Here is a 21576-nt window from a genome sequence, read left to right as displayed (position 1 = left end):
TTCTTCACTTTAAACCTCCCTTCATCAACATTTACTGCACAATGATCGTGACAAAAAAACTACGGAAAGCGATAGGCTTCCGTAGTTTCGGGTTTTATTCAATTGGGAAGACACGACCACGTTCGTCTTTGAAGACGACATGCTCTCGTTTTAATTCTTTCGGTGATTTTAAACCTGCTGCTGCTGCGACACGATACAATCCTTCGCGCATCGTTAAAATATAGTTCGTCACACGGTATTGCTTCTCATCGACGACCAGTCCTTGTTGTAGCTTCGCATCTGTCGTCGCAACTCCTGCTGGACAATCATTCGTATGACAGCTTCCCGCCATAATACATCCAACCGAAATCATGAATGAACGTGCTCCTTGTACGAGGTCTGCTCCGAGTGCCATCGCTATCGCTGCTGAGTCAGGTGTCGTAATTTTTCCTGAAGCGATGATTTTCACTTTATGACGAACTCCATATTCTGTTAAAGAATTATCTAAAATCGGTAATGCAGAACGCAATGGAAGTCCTAACGTATCAGCTAAATCTTGATATGTCGCTCCTGATCCACCTTCACCACCATCGAGTGAGATGAAATCAGGATGGCGTCCCGTTTCAGCCATATATTTACTTAATTCATCAGCATCTTGTTTACTACCAATTACGATTTTAATACCGACCGGCTTGCCACCTTCGTTACGAATCAATTCAATGAAGTCAAACATTGAATCGAAGTCATCGAACTGACGGAAGCGGTTCGGACTATTAATTGTCGTGTGAGGTACGACGTTACGAATCGCTGCAATTTCTTCTGTTACTTTACTTCCTTCAACGTGCCCACCACGCATTTTTGAACCTTGTGCGATTTTAATTTCAAATGCTTTAATTTGTTCCATCGCTGCTTTTTCTTTCAACATCTCGACGCTGAATTCGCCTTCTTTTGTGCGGTATCCGTAAAGACCTGAACCGATTTGAGCGATTAGATCCGCGCCACCTTTAATATGATAAGGGGATACTCCACCTTCTCCTGTATTCATCCATGAACCTGGAACGTGTGATATCCCGCTCGATAATGCGAGAATTGCATTTTGTCCAAGTCCACCATAGCTCATCGCTGCTTGTCCAATAAATCCACGAACACGAAACGGTGTTTTACATTCCGGTCCAATGACAATTGCTTCTTCTTCTGGAAGCAACCATGGTAAGGCTTCTACTTCTTCACGGTGCTCTTTTCGTGAAAATAAATTGTCTTCATCAATGACGTATTTCATCGTTTGAACGATATCAGTATTATCGACATGCAATTCCTCTACTTGTGTTGTAAACATCGCGTTACGCAAATAATATCCAGGCTGTGTAAAATCTTTTTTCGAACCGAAGCCGATGACATTACTTAAATATTTTCCTGGCATGACCATATGCAAATATTGTTGACGGCTAAATGGACGCCCTTCATTATCTCCATCAAATAAATATTGTCTAAATTCTGGTCCTGTTTTTTCTAAAATGTAACGTGCCCGTCCAAGTAACGGATAGTTTCTCAAAATCGCATGTTGTTTTTGCTTCCGATCAAAGAAATATAAATAAACAATTGTGACGATCGGAATGATGATGAGAAACAAAATAAGTAAAGCTGTCGTAATTGATATACCTTCCAACCAAGCCATTTCTGCACCTTCTTTAATTATTTTTTATTGGGTAATTCCATTGTATCTCATGTAGTTTATCATGTATTGTAGAGTCATAGTATAGTAATTTTAAATTAAAATTTTTAGGAGGTTTTCGTCGATGATTGACTTACTTACATCCCATACGAGCGTACGAAAATACACAGAGGAAGCGATTCCTTTAGAGACAGTTTATGAACTCGTACGCGCTGGCCAACATGCCGCTAGTTCTCACTTTGTTCAATCGTACTCTATTATTCATGTCACAGATGAAGAACGTAAACAGCAACTAGGTGAACTTTCTAAAAATGCTTTCCAAATTAACGGAGCTGCCGTCGTCTTATTGTTCTGTTCAGACTTTCATCGATTAGAAAAAGCAGCTGCTTTACACGGTGAAACAATCGATTATAGCTATGCTGAAAATACGATTGTCGGTGCAGTTGATGTTGCGCTTTGTGCTCAAAATATCGCCATCGCTGCCGAATCGAAAGGGTATGGCATTTGCTATATCGGCGGTGTACGCAATAATCCAGATGCCATTAGTGATTTATTTGAGCTCCCACAAGGTGTCATGCCTTTATTTGCCATGACGATTGGAGTTCCTACCAAACGGAATGAAGTGAAACCACGTTTACCTTTGCAAGCAATCCTTCATACTAACGTTTATAATGATGAGAAGTATGATGAGCTTTTACTTCAATATGACGAAACGATGAAACAATATTATGCTGAACGTAGCTCTAATAATAAAGTGAGTACTTGGACAGAACAAATGACTGAATTTTTAAAAGAACCGAAGCGTACCTATATGAAACAATCTTTAGAACAGCAAGGTTTCAAACACCGTTAATCGCCCGAAAGACTCATCGCTTGAGCGATGAGTCTTTTTTATATTCAAAATCATTTACTATGATCATGCACTTTTTAAAGTGGTCTTCAATCTTAAAACTAATTACTTCTCGTGATAAGTGTAAAGATTTAATATATATTCTATCTACTTTTCTTACTTTCATAACTTCAATTTGTATAAATAACAAATTTTTCATAAGGATCTGTTACAGATAGCTCAATTTCTTGAATGGGTACGAGCGTCGTGTAACGTTCAAGCCAATCCCGATATTCAACCGTTTCATAAAATAGAATAATATAGATCGGCCTCGTATTTTCATGTACAGAATGTAAAATATTAGCTACGACTTGTGCGAATATTTGTACAGAAAAAGGGTTAAAGAAATAAAATACTGTATCCAATGGCTTAACAACGTAACGCTCTGCCTGCATGCGAACCCAATCGATTTGTTTACCTTTCACATGATGGTGAAGTCGGTATTTTTCCTCGTTCGCTTCCGCTTGTTCAAGCAATTGAAAACTCCGTTCAATTCCACAGACTGGATTCCGAAAATAATGATGAATATAAATCGGAACACGTCCTTTTCCTGAACCAAAATCGATAAAGCGTCCCGCAGATGGCATGTCAAAAAATTGGAATAAAATATCTAATGCTTCATAAGGTGTCGCTTCGTAGCGATTATAATGAGCTGAAGATGCATCCCAATCTTGAATGCCGACAGTTTGAATTGAAAAATAAGCATCTCGTTTTAAATCTGCCGTCATAGATTCCCCCATATTCTACTTTTTTGAACATATTGTTGTTCGTCCCCTCTATTTTAACGCATTCGATTTTCTTTTCAATAGGCTACTTGAAGTCACAATACATTAAATTTTAAGATTATGAGAGAGTGATATAAATTGCATGTACATTCCTCAGTATTAGCTTATACTTAAAGTATAAGGACACTATCAACATAAGGGAGAGGTTTTCCATGTTATCAGAAAAGTTAGCTCATGCATTAAATGAACAAATGAACAATGAATTCGATGCTGCACAATTTTACATGTCCGTCGCTGCTTATTGTGAATACACAAATTACACAGGTTTTGCAAATTTTTATTTAGAACAAGCGCAAGAAGAACGTTTTCATGGTATGAAAATTTATAACTATTTAAACGACCGTGGAGTGCGCACGACATTCCGTGGTATCGCAGCACCGAAAACAGATTTTGATTCATTACTCGACACGTTCGAAACTTCACTCCGCCAAGAAAAAGAAGTGACGAAACAATATTACGAACTCGCAGATCTCGCGATGGAAGAAAGAGAACATGCTACAATCTCATTTTTAAATTGGTTCCTCGATGAGCAGGTAGAAGAAGAATCTTCATTCGATACTCATATCGAATATTTAAAAAGAATCGGCGGCGATCGAAATGCGCTCTTTATTTATGAAAAAGAACTAGGTTCACGCGAATTTTCCGCTACTAAATAAGGTCGGAAAAGTTTCTATGTAAATTTACATCTCTTAAAAAAGGAAACTTGCGTAACGTAATCACTTAATTTTTGAGTAAACTTACTATTTTCCACTTTGCTTTATTACTTAATAATAAAAACGTCGTACGATGAAAATCATCGCACGACGTTTTTTTATTTACCACTATAATATTGAACAATACCTTCATAAATCGCTTGAGCAAACAATTCGGTGTACTCTTCACTCGTCATTTTGTGACGGTCTGAACTGTTTGTAATAAAGCCTAATTCAATTAAAATCGCTGGTATATTATTTTGTCGCAATACTTGGAACGCACTGTCTTTAACACCACGATCTTTCATATTCACCTTTTGTACAATTTTATTTTGCACATATTGAGCGAGCAGACGACTTTCAGCACCATTGGCATTGAACTTCGTATCAATCCATACTTCTGTTCCTGATGCGCTTGCTGATGCAGAGTTTGCATGAATTGAAATAAATGATTCAGCAAATTTACTCTTTGCAAACTGAGTCCGTTGTGTCAATGTTGGATAGGTATCTCCCGTCCGAGTCATATGGACATTCGCACCTGCACGTCTTAACTTATCGGCAACTTTTTTACTCACATTTAATGTGATAGACTTTTCATTAGCTCCACCGCTAATAGCTCCTGGGTCACTTCCTCCATGACCTGGATCGATTACAATAATACGATTTTGAACAGCATTTCCTTTTTTATTCACTAATTTAATATAATATTTATGCACAAAACCTTTGTGCCCTGTTGGTGTTGTCACTTCTGCCCAAAATCCGTTGATTGATGTCACTGCAAGTTCTGTGCCCTTTGTTACTTTTGTAACGATGGCAGAACTATCATTCGCTTGTGAGCGCACATTTAAAGTAGCACTCGTTACATAGCCTACAGTTGCAGCGTTTGTTGTAATAGGTGGTACAGGTGTCGGTTCAACAGGTGCAGGATTAGGTTTTGGTGGTGTAGGTTTTGGGTAAGTGGTACTCAAATAATCCTCTGCCACATAGCCTTCCTTATTCCCATCATATTGGATTTTTGTCCAACCATTCACTGGATAAGCAGCTTTTACTTTTGTTTGGAAAGATAATTGTCCAACTACCGCATAGTTCATGCCACGACCACTTCTAACATTTAAAGGTGACTGCTCTGATGTCACATATACTGTTCTTGTAAATGGGTTAACAGGCTCAGTAGGTGGCTTTACAACGTTCGGACGAAATGAAGGCTCAACTGAACGTGCAATAAATACAGCAAAATCAATACGTAAAATTTTATCCATTCGTCCAAACGTACCATCTGCTTTTCCTTCTGAAATTCCTAAACTCATTAATCTTTTTTCAGCTTCAGCAATGCTGACATTAGGATTGCTTAAAAATGCCCGATTAATAATGATAGCCATTTGACCACGCGTTAATTGGTCATTAGGACGGAATGTGCCATCCGCATATCCCGTAATAATGTTTCGCTTTGAAAGTTCTTGTATATATCCCGAAAAACGATACCCTTTTGGAACATCTTTGAAAGATGTTTCTTGATTCGTTGCTGAAATATTCAATGCTCGACCAATTGTAGCCGCTGCTTCAGCTCTCGTCACATTTTCATTGACGCCAAAGCGCTCCGTCGTTTTTCCGCTCATATACTGACGATCTGCTAGATATTTCACTTCCTTGTAAGCACGCGAGTTTTCCGTAACATCTTTAAAATTCAATCCATTGGCTAAAGCGTCCGATGGCCAAACTATTACCACAGCGAGTAAAGTCAGCAATAATGTCTTTGCTACTTTTAACAAATTTTAAACCTCCATTATTTTAATCTCGTTTAAATCACATCTATTTCTTTATCTTACCATGAATTAGAAGCCTGTGAATATGGAAGTTCAATTTTTTTTAAGTTAACTGTTCTGACTCATGCATTTCGACCTTATTGATAGAGATTTTTACCAATTAATCTTTTAATAATGTTTTGTTTAAAATGACGTTAAAGACGGACATTAAAATTGCAATCGCTAACGCTTGGCCGAAGCCGTCAATGACAAACCCTGTGCCTGTAATTTTATTCACTAAAAGTAACATGAGTGCATTCACTACAAACGAAAAGAGTCCCAGTGTCAAAATTGTCACGGGTAATGTCAAAATGTATAAAAACGGTCTGACTAATATGTTGACGAGCGCTAATACAAAACTTGCAACAAGTGCTGCTCCTAAATCTTCCACATGAAATGTCGGAAGAATACTTGATAAAACTATGAAAAATAAGCCATTTAAAAAAATACCGCCTAACCATCTCATACGATCTCTTCCTTTCCTATTTATTATATTAATATACTACCCATTCCCAGGGAAATCAAACCGCTTCAGCATAGTTTTTCGAAGGTATTTTTGGTATGCTGAACACACAAGTACCGTATCGACAAAGGAGTTTTCACTATGGAATTTTCACAGTTCATTGAAGTTTTAAAAAAACAATTAATGGATGAGTCCTTTTTAACTGGGACCATTAGTCAGCCTCGCCTGCGTTCGAATGACATTCAACGCATTAAACTTAAAAAATTAGAAATTCAAAACGAACTCGCGATTCAATTTGAGTATCAACTTGAACATACAATGTATCATAAAAACTTATCTTTTGAAGAAGCAAAAGACGAGCTTTCGCAACAACTCGAACATTTTAGGCAAGTCCACTTTGATCACACGACGCATGCATCACAAGCTCAAATATCGAAAAAGTTTAAAGTACTTTATAAAACGACACAACACGCTACTCCGAAAGAAGCGAATTTTTCACACAATCGAAAAAAGCAATATATTTTAAGCGAGGAAGTGATTCATCCTTTCCTCGTCGAACTCGGCGTACAAACGAAAGAAGGTAAAATTCGCGCTGCTAAACATGCAAAATTTAAACAAATTAATCGATTTATTGAAATGGTAGAAGATACATTTCCTCACCTCCCAACAGATCGTCCGATTCGTATTATCGACTTTGGCTCGGGGAAATCTTACTTAACTTTTGCTCTTTACTATTACTTAGTTGAAATTAAAAAACGCGATGTCCAAATTACCGGACTCGACTTAAAAAAAGAAGTCATCGAACATTGTGAAATGATCGCTCGCAAATTAAACTATGAGCAGTTACACTTCCAAATTGGGGATATTAGCGATTATGAAGAAGAGACGGTCGATATGGTCATTACTTTACATGCCTGTGATGTGGCGACAGACCTTGCGCTCGCCCGAGCTGTCCATTGGGGCGCAAAAGTGATTATGAGCGTTCCATGTTGTCAGCATGAACTTTTTAATCAACTTCATGCGCCATCCCTCGATGTTTTAACGAAACACGGTATTTTAAAAGAACGTTTCAGCGCATTAGCTACCGATGCCATCCGCGCTCAATTACTTCAACTTGTCGGATACGATGCTCAATTACTGGAATTTGTTGATTTAGAACATACGCCAAAAAACATTTTAATTCGTGCTTACGCAACAAATGCAAAAATAGCGGATCAAGATTATGAAGACTATCAACAATTTAAACAGTTACTTCAAGCTGAACCATTTTTAGAAAAAGAACTGAAAAAATTCGGAAGATTATAAGGAGAGTTATTATGAAAACATTTAAAATGTTATCGATTCAAATTGTAGAAAATGACGAATTTATCAACTTTCCCCTCATCGATGGTATTATCATTAATCAAGAAAATAGCAGAGGCTCTTGGGTACTCGAATTATTTTTAGAACGTCAATACCGTCTGCTCTTTGAAAAGTGGAGTTCAGAAGAAACTTTATTAGAAGCTCGCGTCGTCATTTCTTATCCCGACAATGAGCCTGCTGGATTTATCGTGACCGTTGAAGATATGAAAAATATTGGCGACAATCAAGTATCGATTTTGTTGAAAGGGAAATTAAAGCGAGTACGAGCCAAATATGCAGAACAACTTTTAGAACAACTATTAAATGATGGATTCGACGGGATTGAATTACTCGAACAATTCGAAAAAGATATGAAAGAACGCCCACGTTTAACCATCGATAAACAACTATACCGAGAACAGAAAAAAAACTAAAATAAAAACGCTTAAATCATATCTTTTCTTTAGAATGATTTAAGCGTTTTTCACTTGTGGAATTTTATTTATTTTTCATGCGCATTAATTTATTTTCAACATATGTCGCTTCTGCTTTACACGTATAGTCATAATGCGTACCCAACTCTTCTTGCAACACTTCAATCGTAGCAATTTGTTCTTCCGACGGTGGGTCTGTTAGCATTTTCAAGATAACTTCATTAATTCGCACAGCCATATCCTCATGAAACTGGGGATCTTCTTTTTGTTCAGCAGATAATGTTTCATACCAAAGCGCGCGTTCATTAATATATTCTTTCCACAACATTAAATAATCTTCAATGTCGTAAGCTTCTTCATCCCAATCAATTCGTTCCATATACTGTTCATATGTTTGCGAAATTGATCGTGTAATACTGCTTTTAATATTCGGTGATAATTCTTTAAACATTTAATCGTTTACCTCCCAAAGGTGATTCGAACAAATAGCTCGAATATTATTACATCTCACTTTGTACAGGTCCTAAAGCGAATGTAATTTCGGCTTCACATGCAACTTCTCCATCGACTGTGGCAATTGCCTTCCCTTTTCCAATCGTTCCGCGCAAGCGGGTAATTTCCACTTGCAAATCTAAACGATCTCCAGGAATCACTTGACGCTTAAAGCGACAATTATCGATGCCAGCGAAAAATGCGAGGCGACCTCGATTTTCCTCTTTTTTCAACAAAGCAATAGCTCCCACTTGCGCTAGCGCTTCTACGATAAGAACTCCTGGCATTACAGGGTATTTTGGGAAGTGTCCATTGAAAAACTCTTCATTTACAGATACATTTTTATAACCAACTGCTCGTTTTCCTTCTTCCAATTCTGTTACACGATCGACGAGAAGAAAAGGATAACGATGTGGAATAATTTCTTGAATCTCTGTTGCATTTAGCATACTTTAACACCTGCGCTTTTTCATTATTTAACTCCACGATAAATATCAAAAATATGTTGCCATGTATCCTTTTTGAATACATCGAGAGCTGCTCCGTCACCTAAAACACTATAACCTATCATTGTGCCAACTACTATCGCTAGGAGTGCCAAAATGAGAACGACGCCAACACGAGCTAAAATCGGTATTTTTCGTACTGCTTTCCACTGCTCTCGAATATTTTCGCGTCCATTAGATGAGACTTCATCATATTCTTGTTTGACCGGATGATTTTTTTGACGCACTCGGCGCTCTTTTCTCGTTTCTGTCATCGTTATTCCTCACTTCGTTTAGCGAACATTGTTAATGATGCCTAACATTTGATCTGCTAATGTTACCGTACGTGCATTCATTTGATATGAGCGCTGTGTATTAATGAGCTCTGTCAACTCTTTCTCCAACTGCACGTTAGACATCTCTAAAGCTCCTTGCTGTATTCCAATGGCTCCACGTTCTCCTGGAGTTACTAAATCAGTCAATACCTCGCCTATCGGAAAGTTTAGTGAATCAAAATTATCAGGAACCGTTAAATTACCTGCTGGTAGACGTTTCATTAAATCTGGACGATCAACACGCGTAATTTGTAATTGATGTGTTTCGATTCTACCGTTCCCGAATTGGATTTGCAACTCCCCACCATCTTTAATCGACAGGCTTTGGAAGTCTTCTCCGAAACGAATCAGTTGATCGCCTAATGCGAGAACAGGATGCCCTTCTTCATTTACTAAAAGCATCGTACCATCATTTTCTGGTTGTGCATAGAAATTTCCTTTACGTGTTAAAACAATGTCTTGAACATTTCGACCACCTGCTTGTTCATTCATCGTCCGTATATTAAAATATTGTTTCGGCTCTGTTAAAACAAAATCAAGTGGACGATCTGTCGTTTGAGTTGTTCCTTGTTTCCAATTCACTTTGGAATGTCCAATCATCGCACCAACTCCATATCGAATACCTAAAGCGGATTGCCTCGGAGCCTCGGTATCCCCTTTATCGTTGCGGAATTGTTGATAAAGCATTTCTTGGAATGACGCTTGTTCTGCTTTATATCCATGCGTATTTACATTCGCTACGTTATGCCCGATGATATCAAGTTCTTGCTGAATTTGTCCCATAGTATTAGCAGCGGTCACCATCGTTCTAATCATCGTCATCGCTCCTCATCAATTAATTCTTCCTAATTCGACTGCTTTTTCCATACTGCGATCGTATGCTTGTAATACTTTAGAGTTCGCTTCAAATGTCCGATACGCTGTCATCATATCTGTCATCGTTCGACCTGCATCGACATTCGACCCTTCTACATACCCTTGTTGAATATTGTAATACATATTCACTTCTTCTTGTGAAATGTCTAGTAATCGTTCCCCATCAGGATGAATAAAAATTCCGTTCTCTTGCTTCACTAATCTCGATGGATTTTGGCTAAATGCTATTCCTAACACTTGTCCCGTTTCAGAAATTCGACCGTCTTGATCAATGCTAAAGTCATCGCTTGTCAACTGAATTCGATCCCCATTTGAATCCAATACGTAAGCTCCGTAAGAAGTCATTAATTCACGATTTGGACCGAGTGCAAAGCTACCATTTCGCGTGTATTGTTCTTCTCCATTTGGACCTTCAATGCGAAAGAAAAAAGTCCCTTTTTCTCCTGTCTCTGCATCTGTCGTAGCAAAAATGTCCACAAGTGCAACATCTGTTGGCAATTCTGTTGCTAATAATGAGCCTGGAATAAAGTTTGGTAATGTCTCTTGCATATAAACCCCAGTAGATAATTTTCCTACAGGCGCCAACCCTTTGCGATGTAAAGGATGTTGTGTAGGTAGACTATGCTCATCCATTCGCGCTAAAAACATTTCAGGAAATGAACGAATCGTCGCACGGTCTTCTTTAAATCCCGGTGTTCGCGCATTGGATAAATTATTCGCTAAAAGTTCTGTACGACGTTGCTGTGCAATCATGCCAGATCCCGCTGTATAAAATCCTTTAAACATTGACTTTCACCTTCTTTTACTTCATATTTTCGAGTAAAATTCCTGTGCCTGTCGCAACACAATTCAATGGATTCTCTGAAACAAATACCGGGACGAGAAGTTTTTCTGAAAGAAGCGTATCTAGTCCATCTAACATCGCTCCGCCTCCTGTTAAGAAAATACCCCGATCAATAATATCTGCTGATAATTCTGGTGGTGTTTTTTCCAATACAGATTTTGCTGCTTGAATAATTAATTGGATAGATTCCTCTAAAGCTTCACTCACTTCATCGCTCGACACTTCAATTGTTCGCGGTAAACCTGTTACCATATCACGTCCACGTATTTCCATTGTAGCTTGACGACTTCCTTGCAACACAGTACCAATCTCTAGCTTAATATTTTCAGCTGTACGCTCTCCGATTAATAACTTATATTTATTTTTTATGTAATTTGTAATTTCGCGATCGAATAAATCACCTGCTACTTTAATCGATTCCGATGTGACAATATCGCCCATGGACATCACGGCAACGTCTGTCGTTCCTCCACCAATGTCGATAATCATATTACCGCTCGGCTGAAATATGTCCATACCTGCTCCGATCGCAGCCACTTTCGGCTCTTCTTCTAAATGTATCTTTTTCCCCCCTGATCTCTCTGCAGCTTGGCGAATCGCTTTTTGTTCTACTGTCGTAACATTTGTTGGACAACAAATTAAAATGCGTGGTTTTGAAAAGAATCCTTTTACATTTAACTTATCTAAAAAATGGCTAAGTAAAGCTTCAGTCATATCAAAATCAGCAATAACACCGTCGCGCATCGGACGAATCGCTACAATATTCCCGGGAGTTCGACCTACCATTTGATGTGCTTCTTCTCCAACTGCTAATACTTTATTCGTTGTTTTATCAATCGCTACAACGGCCGGTTCATTTAAAACGACTCCTTGCCCTTTCATATGAATGAGCACGTTTGCTGTTCCGAGGTCAATCCCGATATCTTTGGCAAACATTTTGTTAATTACCCCTTCCACTCATCTTATTCTCTCGTATGTATATTTAGACTTCCTAACTATTAATTGTACCATATTTCACCTCATTTGACAGATGATTCTCGATGTTTTCACGCAATCGATTCAATGATGAAAAAGCTGTTTTGACAAATTACTTTGTTCAAAACAGCTTTAAGTTCACTCTACAGTCTTTATTAGCGTGCGAAATGTACAATTTTTTCATCTTGCGCATCCGTAGTTCTACTAATATTAGCTCCTAAAGCACGTAATTTTTTATGGAAATCTACATAACCTCGATCTAAATGTTCGAGCTCTGTTACGCGTGTAATTCCTTCCGCAACAAGTCCTGCTAAAATGAGGGATGCTGCTGCACGTAAATCAGTTGCAGCTACTTCTGCACCTTGAAGTTTATTCGGGCCTGTCACGATGACAGAACGCCCTTCAATTTTCGCATTGGCATTCATCCGACGAAACTCTTCAACATGCATGAAACGATTTTCAAAAACGGTTTCTGTTAAAATTGCTGTTCCTTCTGCTACGAGCATTAAAGCCATCATTTGTGACTGCATATCTGTCGGGAATCCAGGGTGTGGCATCGTTTTAATATCGACTGCTTTTAATGGATGTATCGCTTTTACACGAACTCCTTCGCCTTCTTCTGTAATTTCAACACCCATTTCACGCAATTTTGATACAAGTGCCGTACTATGTTCAATTAGCGTATTTTCAATTAAAATATTGCCACCTGTAATCGCAGCGGCAACCATAAAAGTACCTGCTTCAATACGGTCTGGAATAATATAATGTGTCGTTCCGTGAAGTGTCTCAACTCCCTCGATACGAATTGTATCTGTTCCTGCGCCGACCACACGGCCCCCCATCTCATTGATGAAGTTTGCTAAATCAACAATTTCAGGTTCTTTTGCAGCGTTTTCGATTGTCGTCGTACCGTCAGCAAGCGCGGCTGCTGTCATAATATTTTCAGTTGCCCCAACACTTGGAAAATCTAAATAAATACGCGCTCCTTTTAAACGTCCTTGTGAGCGTGCTTCTACATAACCATTTCCAAATGTAATCTCAGCTCCCATCGCTTCGAATCCTTTTAAATGTTGATCAATTGGACGTGAACCGATAGCGCAACCTCCCGGCATCGCTACACGAGCAAAGCCAGTGCGTGATAAAATTGGACCCATCACTAAAATAGAGGCTCGCATCTTTCGAACAAATTCAAATTGTGCTTCATTTGCCAGGTTACTTGATGCATCAATATGTAATTCATTTTTCTCAGGATAATGTGTCACTTCCGCACGCAAACTTTTTAAAACTTGGCTAATAGTATGGACGTCAGATAAATTCGGTACATCTTTAATAATTTGCTTGCCTTTTGAAGCGAGTAAAGCGGCTGCTAAAATCGGTAGTACCGCATTTTTAGCACCTTCAACACGTACTGTGCCTTCTAAACGCTGTCCACCTTGAATAATAATTTTGTCCAACAGTAGTCCCTCCGACTCGTTTATTTATCGATATATTTCATTTATTAATCATTTTCAATTTTTCAAAACACATTCTATTTTACAAGGTTCAAAAATGCTTTACAAGTGATGTCTGACCTGTTTTCCTTAATTTGTGAGAATAACCACATATTTAATACTAAGGGTCAAGATTGTTTCAATTTTGCTAAACATCTCATTATGAAACGAAACGATTCGTCCAAGCGGATAAGTCTAAAAACAAATTCGAAACGGTAGCTCCAATGGCTATGCTTAGCAAAATAAACAACAACTGAGCTTGAAACACTTTATTTTTCTGAATAAATACGTCAAATCTTAGTGCTTGCAGTGCATAGAAGCTAATCGAAATAAAAAATAAATGTGAAGCTAACACTAAAAAAGGATTATGTAAAAATAACATACGATCATTCTCCCCTTACTCTACCCTATTTTTAGACATATACACTTCTTTTTATCTATTAAACTATTCATTTTCTCTCTGCAAGTAGAAGGCCCATTTTATATAATGATCGACCGAACTAGAACGGTTGATTCTACAAAAATAGCGAACAGATACATCTGTTCGCCATCTTTTGTCAAATTAACGTCTCATTTCATACACATTAATACGATTAATGGCACGTTTAAGAGCTAATTCAAAAGCTTTGTGATCAACATCTGCTTGCTTCGCTTTGAGCGCTTCTTCCGCACGTTTTGCGGCTTGTTTCGCTCGTGCAATGTCAATCGATTCAGCTTTCTCAGCACTTTCAGCAAGGATTGTTACAACGTCTGGACGCACTTCTATGAAGCCGCCGTGCACTGCAATAACCTCTTCTGAATTTTGATCATGCATAATACGAAGTGGACCGATTTGAAGCGGAGCTACCATTGAGATGTGACCCGGGAGAATCCCGATTTCACCAGACTCAGCAGTTGCGATAATCATCGTTGCATCCGTTTCAACAACTGGGCCATCGGGAGTAACAACATTGACTTTTACTGTCTTCATTTAAATTCCCTCCTGGTCCCTTTTATTAAACTTCTACGCCCATATCTTTCGCCTTTTGAACTACTTCTTCAATACGTCCTACTAAACGGAACGCATCTTCTGGTAAGTGGTCATAACGACCTTCTAAGATTTCTTTAAATCCTGAAATCGTTTCAGCTACTGGAACGTACGATCCTGGCTGTCCAGTGAACTGTTCAGCAACGTGGAAGTTTTGTGATAAGAAGAACTGAATACGACGCGCACGTCCTACTACTAATTTATCTTCTTCACTTAACTCGTCCATACCGAGGATCGCGATAATATCTTGTAATTCACGGTAACGTTGTAAAGTAGATTGTACTTCACGCGCTACGTTGTAGTGCTCTTCTCCAACAATTTCAGGAGAAAGTGCACGTGATGTAGATGCAAGTGGGTCAACCGCTGGGTAAATACCCATCTCTGAAAGTTTACGCTCTAAGTTTGTCGTTGCGTCTAAGTGAGCAAACGTTGTTGCTGGAGCAGGGTCAGTATAGTCATCGGCAGGTACGTAAATCGCTTGAATCGATGTTACAGAACCAACGTTTGTTGATGTAATACGCTCTTGTAATTGACCCATCTCTGTCGCAAGTGTCGGTTGGTAACCAACCGCTGATGGCATACGGCCAAGAAGTGCCGAAACCTCAGAACCTGCTTGAGTGAAACGGAAAATATTATCGATGAAGAGAAGAACGTCTTGTCCTTGCTCATCACGGAAGTATTCCGCCATTGTAAGACCTGTTAATGCTACACGCATACGAGCACCTGGTGGTTCGTTCATTTGACCGAATACCATTGCTGTCTTTTCGATAACACCTGAATCTGTCATCTCAAAGTACAAGTCGTTTCCTTCACGTGTACGCTCACCTACACCAGCGAATACCGAAATACCACCGTGTTCTTGAGCAATGTTGTTAATTAGTTCTTGAATTAAAACTGTTTTACCAACTCCGGCACCACCGAAGAGACCGATTTTACCACCTTTAATGTACGGTGCAAGTAAGTCAACAACTTTAATACCTGTTTCTAAAATTTCAACTTCTGTTGATAAGTTCTCAAATACTGGTGCGCTACGGTGAATTGGGTCACGACGCTCAGATTCAGGGATCGCTTCGCCTAAGTCGATGTGATCTCCTAATACGTTAAATACGCGTCCGAGTGTATTATCTCCAACTGGAACCGAAATTGGCGCTCCCATGTCCTCAACTGGGACACCACGTTTTAAGCCGTCCGTAGATGACATCGCAATCGTACGAACTGTGTCATCACCTAAGTGTAACGCTACTTCTAACGTAAGTGTTTCTGCTTCAGCGTTTGGACGTTCGATTTGGACCTTCAATGCGTTATAGATCTTTGGCAAATTACCGTCTTCAAATTTAACGTCAACTACCGGACCCATAACTTGAAGAATATGTCCTTTACTCATTGTGAGTTCCCCTCCTGTCTTACTATTTCAACGTTATTCTAGTGCAGCTACCCCGCCGACAATCTCTGTAATTTCTTGAGTGATTGCTGCTTGACGTGCACGGTTAAAGAGTAATGTTAAGTCATCAATTAATTCTGTTGCATTATCTGTTGCTGTTTGCATCGCTGTCATACTTGAAGCATGTTCGCTCGCTTTTCCATCTAACACTGCACCGTAAATGAGTGTCTCTGCATATTGTGGTAATAATGTTTCCAAAATTACATCTGCAGATGGCTCAAATTCATAAGCTGAAGCGGCTGAAGCAGTTGAAAGATCTGTAAGCGGAAGCAATTGACGTTCAGTTGCTTCGTTTGAGATGGCAGAAATAAAGTGGTTGTAATACAAATACACTTCATCTACATTGCCGTCCGTGAACATGCCAACAGCTCTTTTTGCGAGATCCTTCACTTCTGAGAACTGAGGATGGTCACTTACTCCGATTACTGAATCGACGACATTGTACTCCAGACGATTGAAGAATTCATATCCTTTACGTCCAATCGCAATAATTTCGACTTCATCTTTTGATGCATGTCTTTCAGCAATCTTTTTAGTTACAGCACGCAAAATGTTACTGTTATAACCACCAACGAGTCCACGGTCTGAAGTTACGACGATGTACGCTGTTTTCTTTACCGGACGTGATGTTAACATCGGATGTCCAGAATCTTTCGTTGCCGAAGCAATCGCTTCTACAACTTCTTCGATTTTTTCCATGTATGGAACGAACGCTTTCGCATTTTGTTCTGCACGCGTTAATTTCGAAGCAGAAACCATCTGCATCGCTTTCGTAATCTGACTCGTTTTCTTCGTAGATCCAATTCGGGTTTCGATATCTCGTAATGATGCCACTGGCTATTCACCACCTTTATTATATCGTCATTCGTTCCGTTCAAATGGAACGGAACGACATGTCATTAATCTTCTTGTTTCGTTGGGACGAAAGTCTTTTTAAATGCTTTCACTGCTGCTTCCATAATGTCTTCAGCAGGAAGGTCTTTCGTAGAACGGATGTGTTCATACACTTCCGTGTGATTAGACTCTAACCAATTTGTGATTTCAGCTTCAAAACGAAGCACATCTTGAACTGGAATATCATCTAAATGACCTTTCGTTAATGCATATAAAATTACGACTTGGTACTCGACGCGGAGTGGTTTGTTAAGATCTTGTTTGAGAACTTCAACAGTACGCTCACCACGAGCAAGTTTTCCTTTTGTCACAGGATCTAAGTCAGAACCGAATTGAGCAAACGCTTCTAATTCACGGTATGCTGCAAGGTCAAGACGTAATGTACCTGCTACTTTTTTCATCGCTTTAATTTGTGCAGAACCACCTACACGTGAAACAGATAACCCTGCGTTAATCGCTGGACGTACACCCGAGAAGAATAAGTCAGATTGTAAGAAAATCTGTCCGTCTGTAATCGAGATAACGTTCGTTGGGATATATGCTGAAATGTCACCAGCTTGAGTTTCAACGAATGGTAATGCAGTGATTGAACCTTCACCAAGTTCTTCGTTCAACTTCGCTGCACGTTCTAATAAACGTGAGTGTAAGTAGAAGACGTCCCCTGGGTAAGCTTCACGGCCTGGTGGGCGTTTCAATAAGAGTGAAAGCTCACGGTAAGCTGCTGCTTGTTTTGATAAGTCATCATAGACAACTAATACGTGTTTCCCTTGGAACATGAACTCTTCACCCATCGTTACTCCCGCATATGGCGCTAAGAATAATAATGGAGCTGGTTGTGATGCAGATGCAGTCACTACGATTGTATAGTCAAGTGCACCGTGCTTACGTAATGTTTCAACAACACCACGAACTGTTGATTCTTTTTGACCAATTGCAACGTAAATACAAATCATATCTTCGTCTTTTTGGTTCAAAATTGTATCGATCGCTACAGATGTTTTACCTGTTTGGCGGTCACCGATAATTAACTCACGCTGTCCACGTCCGATTGGAACGAGTGCGTCAATCGCTTTAATTCCTGTTTGTAATGGTTCATAAACTGATTTACGAGCCATAACACCTTGTGCTGGACTTTCAATTGGGCGTGTTTTCGTTGTATTGATTGGACCTAAACCATCAACTGGTTGTCCTAATGAGTTTACAACGCGTCCAATTAATTCTTCTCCAACTGGTACTTCCATAATACGGCCTGTTCGACGTACTTCATCGCCTTCTTCAATGTCTGTGTATGGGCCGAGGATAACGATACCTACGTTGTTCGCTTCCAAGTTTTGTGCCATACCCATAACACCGTTAGAGAACTCTAATAATTCTCCTGCCATGACGTTGTCGAGGCCATGAGCACGAGCGATACCGTCACCAATTTGGATAACCGTACCAACTTCGCTAACTTCCATCTCTGACTGATAATTCTCAATCTGCTGTTTTATCAGTGCGCTGATCTCTTCAGCTTTGATGCTCATGTATGTCACCCCTGTGCTTTCAATTATTAACCGAGCATTTCGCGCTCTAAACGTTTAAGCTTTGCTTGCACGCTTGAGTCGTAAATGTGGTTGCCGATTTGGAGACGAATGCCTCCAATTAATTTTGGTTCAATTACGTTTTCAATAATTAATGATTGTTTGCCTACTTTTGATGCGAATGCATTCGAAATGCTTATGCGCTCTTCTTCTGTCAATTCGCGTGTCGAGTAGACTGTCGCTTCTGCAACGCCTTGTGCGTCATTCGCTAAAGCATTGAAAGCCTCGACGACATTAGCAAATTCATTCATACGATTGTTATCGAGTAAAACTCCGATTGAATCGATTACTGTTTTATTTGCTCCTTGAAGGATACTGCCGACGATTTCTTTTTTCTTGTCATTTGAAAGCGCTGGGCTTTCGAGTAAATTACGCAAACCTTTGTCTGCATAGAAAGCTTTTTTAACTTCTTTCAACTGTTGTTGAACGAGTTCCGCTTCATTTTTTTGCTGTGCAAGTTGGAACATTGCATTAGCATAACGCTCAGCTACGACAGATTTTGTCATTTAGCTTCGCCTGCCTTCACAATCGTTTCTTCAATTAATGCGCGGTTATCCTCTTCAGAAATTTCTTTCTCAAGAACTTTGCTCGCAGCAAGAACTGAAAGTGAAACGAATTCTTCACGCACTGCAGCGATTGCTTTTTCTTTTGCTGTTGCAATTTCAAGCTCAGCAGAAGATTTCATGCGGTTCACTTCTTCACGTGCACTTTCGATAATTTCTGTCGCTTGTGCTTCGCTTTGTTTACGTGCATTTTCAACAATCGATTGTGCGTTTGCGCCTGCTTCTTGTAAAGCTGCTTTTTGTTCAGCGAGTAACTTCTCTGATTCGAGACGGTTTTTCTCTGCTGTTTCAATTTCATTCGCAATTAACTCAGCACGTTGATCCATAACTCCCATGAGCGGTCCCCATGCAAACTTCTTGAGCAACAAGAGTAAGAGGATGAAGAACGTCACAGTAGCGATGATATCACCAGTGTTAATTTTATTGTTTAAAGCTGCTAAAAATTTAGCGTCTGTGTTAGTCGTTAATAGGATGAAGCTATCCAAAATCACGATTGTTTCACTCCCTTCAAGAGCCATTGTTTAATTGTTGTATTTACATGTTGTTTCATTACATTTAAAAATGGGTATGCCTATAACGGCATAAAGGAATGGCGAAGGACATCGACTTGTGTTGCGTTCTTCGCCATTTGTTTCCAATTATTATTTGTTCATTACCATGAACGCTACAACTGTTGCGAAGATTGGAACAACCTCAACTAATGCAACACCGATGAACATTGTTGTTTGTAAGATACCGCGTGCTTCTGGTTGACGTGCGATCCCTTCAACTGTACGTGATACTACTAAACCTGCACCTAAACCTGCACCAAGTGCACCTAAACCGATAGCAATTGCTGCTGCTAAAAGACCAACTGAACCTACCATAGTATTTTTTCCTCCTAGAGAATTTAAGTTTTTTTGTTTATTTGCCCAACTGAACGGGCATTATATGTTTAATGGTCGTCTGCCACTTTATGCGACATATACACCATCGACAACATAACGAAAATAAATGACTGGATACCCCCGATAAAGATCGAGAATCCTTGCCACGCCATCCCTGGCAAAATCGCTCCGATAAATCCGAGCGGGCCTGAAACCGCAAGTCCTGCGAGTAAGCCGATTAATACTTCCCCTGCGTAAATGTTACCGTAAAGACGAAGACCGAGCGTCAAAGTTGAGGCAAACTCTTCGATAATCTTAAATGGGAACAACAGTGAAATCGGTTTAAAGAAACCTTTTCCGTATCCAAGGAATCCTTTCGTCTTAATACCGTAGTATTGAGTAAGGACGATAATCATAGTAGCTAATGTTAATGTGATGACAGGATCTGCTGTCGGTGATTTCCACCAAAGATCTCCATCGACATACACAGCCATTGGAAGTCCGAGCACGTTCGCTACGAATAAGAACATGATGAGTGTAATTCCGAGTACGTGAAATTTCCCACCTGTCTTCCAGTCCATGTTGCTTTTGATGATTCCTTTTACGAAGTCCATGATCCACTCGAAGAAGTTTTGCATACCTGTAGGTTTCAAAGCTAATTTGCGAGTAGAGGCCACAGCGATGACAAATACGATTAAACAAGTAATAAATAACATTAAAATATTGGATAAGTTAAATGTCATCTCGAACATCGTACCTTGAAACGCCGTGAAATTTGGTTCTCCATGTTCCATCTTTTAGTTCACCTCCCTTTACAAAACGATTATCCTTCATGTTTTGCGTGGTATACGATGCGCTCTATAATGAGAAGCACATACGGTAATGCAAAGCCAATGACCGTACTTATGAGGTCGAATTGATTTGGAAATGCCATTGCGAGTGATACTGCCGCAATCGCAGAAATAAACCGTAAAAGTGTTCCGAGTGGAGCACCCCGCCTTCCTTCTGCCATCGCTTGATCGAACTTCTTATATCTGCGCACTAAAGTCCACAAATTATAAAGCCCGAACAACATCCCTAAGATTAAACCTGCAAAAATCGTCTCCCAAGAGGTGAGCGTATATCCGACTGCAAACAATCCAATGACGGTGAGTCCGATCATAAATTGTTTTTTGACAATTTGACCTAGCTCTTGTTGCATCTTAACAATCCCCTCCACTAAAGAATAGGAAACGTCTTGTCATGGTGAGTATAGAGACTTGCTCCTCTCACAAACTGGCGCAACGCTTGTACTTTTGTACAACACCCGGAACCGTTGTTCTTTCTCAACATAATAAAACAGCTGTTTTGCGAACAATTAGACACGCTTCACAGTTGTTTAATAAGCAAGTAACGATACCTTTATATGTATGTAACGCCATTTTTCCATATCCTTTGTAAGTGTACAATACGAAAAAAATGCTGTCAATTGATTCCCGTGAATTTATTCACAAGCAAATGAATCTGTCAAACATATGACAAATTTAAGAAGTTTGAATGAAGTTTATTTTTATTTTTATCCATTATATGGGCTTCATATAGGATAAAAGGACATTTCATATTTCGAAAAAATTATATTTCTTATACTATCCGTTCTTTCTATTCATTGTAG

General features: G+C 39.4%; 25 protein-coding genes. 4 read left to right on the top strand and 21 right to left on the bottom strand.

Annotated elements, in window-relative coordinates:
- Positions 1 to 94 precede the first annotated feature (94 nt).
- Positions 95 to 1654: an FMN-binding glutamate synthase family protein gene (locus IRY55_RS06990; RefSeq protein ID WP_194562583.1), complete on the bottom strand. Its 1560-nt coding sequence runs from the start codon at positions 1652 to 1654 to the stop codon at positions 95 to 97.
- 121 nt (positions 1655 to 1775) lie between these two features.
- Here IRY55_RS06990 and nfsA point away from each other — a divergent pair, with 121 nt between their 5' ends.
- Positions 1776 to 2504: an oxygen-insensitive NADPH nitroreductase gene (nfsA, locus tag IRY55_RS06985; protein ID WP_194562582.1), complete on the top strand. Its 729-nt coding sequence runs from the start codon at positions 1776 to 1778 to the stop codon at positions 2502 to 2504.
- Positions 2505 to 2671: 167 nt separating this feature from the next.
- Here nfsA and IRY55_RS06980 read toward each other — a convergent pair whose 3' ends face one another.
- Complete coding sequence (locus IRY55_RS06980; RefSeq protein ID WP_194562581.1) at positions 2672 to 3268, bottom strand: SAM-dependent methyltransferase; 597 nt, start codon at positions 3266 to 3268, stop codon at positions 2672 to 2674.
- 209 nt (positions 3269 to 3477) lie between these two features.
- Here IRY55_RS06980 and IRY55_RS06975 point away from each other — a divergent pair, with 209 nt between their 5' ends.
- Entirely contained in the window at positions 3478 to 3981 is a 504-nt protein-coding gene (locus IRY55_RS06975) for a ferritin (RefSeq protein ID WP_194562580.1), read from the top strand.
- A 155-nt stretch (positions 3982 to 4136) separates the two neighbouring features.
- On the opposite strand, the gene IRY55_RS06970 is transcribed toward IRY55_RS06975, so the two are convergent.
- Together IRY55_RS06970 and IRY55_RS06965 are read right to left on the bottom strand one after the other, a co-directional pair.
- Positions 4137 to 5786, bottom strand: coding sequence for an N-acetylmuramoyl-L-alanine amidase (locus tag IRY55_RS06970; protein WP_194562579.1), 1650 nt, complete (start codon positions 5784 to 5786; stop codon positions 4137 to 4139).
- Between the two features lie 154 nt (positions 5787 to 5940).
- Entirely contained in the window at positions 5941 to 6285 is a 345-nt protein-coding gene (locus IRY55_RS06965; protein WP_194562578.1) for a phage holin family protein, read from the bottom strand.
- Positions 6286 to 6423: 138 nt separating this feature from the next.
- Here IRY55_RS06965 and IRY55_RS06960 point away from each other — a divergent pair, with 138 nt between their 5' ends.
- Together IRY55_RS06960 and IRY55_RS06955 are read left to right on the top strand one after the other, a co-directional pair.
- Complete coding sequence (locus IRY55_RS06960) at positions 6424 to 7587, top strand: class I SAM-dependent methyltransferase (RefSeq protein WP_194562577.1); 1164 nt, start codon at positions 6424 to 6426, stop codon at positions 7585 to 7587.
- An 11-nt stretch (positions 7588 to 7598) separates the two neighbouring features.
- A complete protein-coding gene (locus IRY55_RS06955; protein ID WP_194562576.1) occupies positions 7599 to 8057 on the top strand; it encodes a YwpF family protein in 459 nt (152 codons plus the stop codon).
- Positions 8058 to 8121: 64 nt separating this feature from the next.
- Here the strand turns inward: IRY55_RS06955 and IRY55_RS06950 are convergent, their stop codons facing one another.
- The 17 genes from IRY55_RS06950 to IRY55_RS06870 all read right to left on the bottom strand — a co-directional run bounded on the left by IRY55_RS06950 (position 8122) and on the right by IRY55_RS06870 (position 21126).
- Positions 8122 to 8508 (bottom strand): hypothetical protein, encoded by a 387-nt coding sequence (locus IRY55_RS06950; protein WP_194562575.1) that lies wholly within the window; start codon positions 8506 to 8508, stop codon positions 8122 to 8124.
- A gap of 49 nt (positions 8509 to 8557) precedes the next feature.
- Positions 8558 to 8998, bottom strand: coding sequence for a 3-hydroxyacyl-ACP dehydratase FabZ (fabZ, locus tag IRY55_RS06945; protein WP_194562574.1), 441 nt, complete (start codon positions 8996 to 8998; stop codon positions 8558 to 8560).
- A gap of 23 nt (positions 8999 to 9021) precedes the next feature.
- Positions 9022 to 9309 (bottom strand): DNA-directed RNA polymerase subunit beta, encoded by a 288-nt coding sequence (locus tag IRY55_RS06940; protein ID WP_194562573.1) that lies wholly within the window; start codon positions 9307 to 9309, stop codon positions 9022 to 9024.
- An 18-nt stretch (positions 9310 to 9327) separates the two neighbouring features.
- Entirely contained in the window at positions 9328 to 10185 is an 858-nt protein-coding gene (locus IRY55_RS06935; RefSeq protein ID WP_194562572.1) for a flagellar hook-basal body protein, read from the bottom strand.
- Positions 10186 to 10200: 15 nt separating this feature from the next.
- Positions 10201 to 11031 (bottom strand): flagellar hook-basal body protein, encoded by an 831-nt coding sequence (locus IRY55_RS06930; protein ID WP_194562571.1) that lies wholly within the window; start codon positions 11029 to 11031, stop codon positions 10201 to 10203.
- 16 nt (positions 11032 to 11047) lie between these two features.
- Complete coding sequence (mreB, locus tag IRY55_RS06925) at positions 11048 to 12025, bottom strand: rod shape-determining protein (protein ID WP_194562570.1); 978 nt, start codon at positions 12023 to 12025, stop codon at positions 11048 to 11050.
- A gap of 194 nt (positions 12026 to 12219) precedes the next feature.
- Complete coding sequence (gene murA, locus IRY55_RS06920; protein WP_194562569.1) at positions 12220 to 13518, bottom strand: UDP-N-acetylglucosamine 1-carboxyvinyltransferase; 1299 nt, start codon at positions 13516 to 13518, stop codon at positions 12220 to 12222.
- Positions 13519 to 13714: 196 nt separating this feature from the next.
- On the bottom strand, positions 13715 to 13936 hold the full coding sequence (locus IRY55_RS06915) for a DUF1146 family protein (RefSeq protein WP_194562568.1): 222 nt from the start codon (positions 13934 to 13936) through the stop codon (positions 13715 to 13717).
- 180 nt (positions 13937 to 14116) lie between these two features.
- The gene (locus IRY55_RS06910) at positions 14117 to 14524 is read right to left on the bottom strand and encodes a F0F1 ATP synthase subunit epsilon (RefSeq protein WP_194562567.1); all 408 of its coding nucleotides are present in this window, start codon (positions 14522 to 14524) and stop codon (positions 14117 to 14119) included.
- Between the two features lie 25 nt (positions 14525 to 14549).
- Positions 14550 to 15965 carry a F0F1 ATP synthase subunit beta gene (gene atpD / locus IRY55_RS06905; protein WP_194562566.1) on the bottom strand — a complete coding sequence of 472 codons (1416 nt, stop codon included), beginning with the start codon at positions 15963 to 15965 and terminating at the stop codon, positions 14550 to 14552.
- Positions 15966 to 15998: 33 nt separating this feature from the next.
- Entirely contained in the window at positions 15999 to 16856 is an 858-nt protein-coding gene (gene atpG / locus IRY55_RS06900; protein ID WP_194562565.1) for an ATP synthase F1 subunit gamma, read from the bottom strand.
- A 65-nt stretch (positions 16857 to 16921) separates the two neighbouring features.
- Complete coding sequence (gene atpA / locus IRY55_RS06895; protein WP_194562564.1) at positions 16922 to 18439, bottom strand: F0F1 ATP synthase subunit alpha; 1518 nt, start codon at positions 18437 to 18439, stop codon at positions 16922 to 16924.
- Positions 18440 to 18465: 26 nt separating this feature from the next.
- Entirely contained in the window at positions 18466 to 19002 is a 537-nt protein-coding gene (locus tag IRY55_RS06890) for a F0F1 ATP synthase subunit delta (RefSeq protein ID WP_194562563.1), read from the bottom strand.
- Positions 18999 to 19550, bottom strand: coding sequence for a F0F1 ATP synthase subunit B (gene atpF / locus IRY55_RS06885; protein WP_408015141.1), 552 nt, complete (start codon positions 19548 to 19550; stop codon positions 18999 to 19001). The genes IRY55_RS06890 and atpF overlap by 4 nt, the downstream gene beginning before the upstream one ends.
- Before the next feature lie 150 nt (positions 19551 to 19700).
- The gene (gene atpE / locus IRY55_RS06880) at positions 19701 to 19925 is read right to left on the bottom strand and encodes a F0F1 ATP synthase subunit C (RefSeq protein WP_194562561.1); all 225 of its coding nucleotides are present in this window, start codon (positions 19923 to 19925) and stop codon (positions 19701 to 19703) included.
- Positions 19926 to 19993: 68 nt separating this feature from the next.
- Positions 19994 to 20719, bottom strand: coding sequence for a F0F1 ATP synthase subunit A (atpB, locus tag IRY55_RS06875; protein ID WP_194562560.1), 726 nt, complete (start codon positions 20717 to 20719; stop codon positions 19994 to 19996).
- Positions 20720 to 20748: 29 nt separating this feature from the next.
- Positions 20749 to 21126 carry an ATP synthase subunit I gene (locus IRY55_RS06870; protein WP_235961076.1) on the bottom strand — a complete coding sequence of 126 codons (378 nt, stop codon included), beginning with the start codon at positions 21124 to 21126 and terminating at the stop codon, positions 20749 to 20751.
- Positions 21127 to 21576 lie beyond the last annotated feature (450 nt).

It is taken from the genome of Savagea serpentis (genome assembly GCF_015351395.1).
Classification (GTDB): Bacteria; Bacillota; Bacilli; order Bacillales_A; family Planococcaceae; genus Savagea; species Savagea serpentis.
This window is presented reverse-complemented; position numbering and strand designations above follow the sequence as displayed.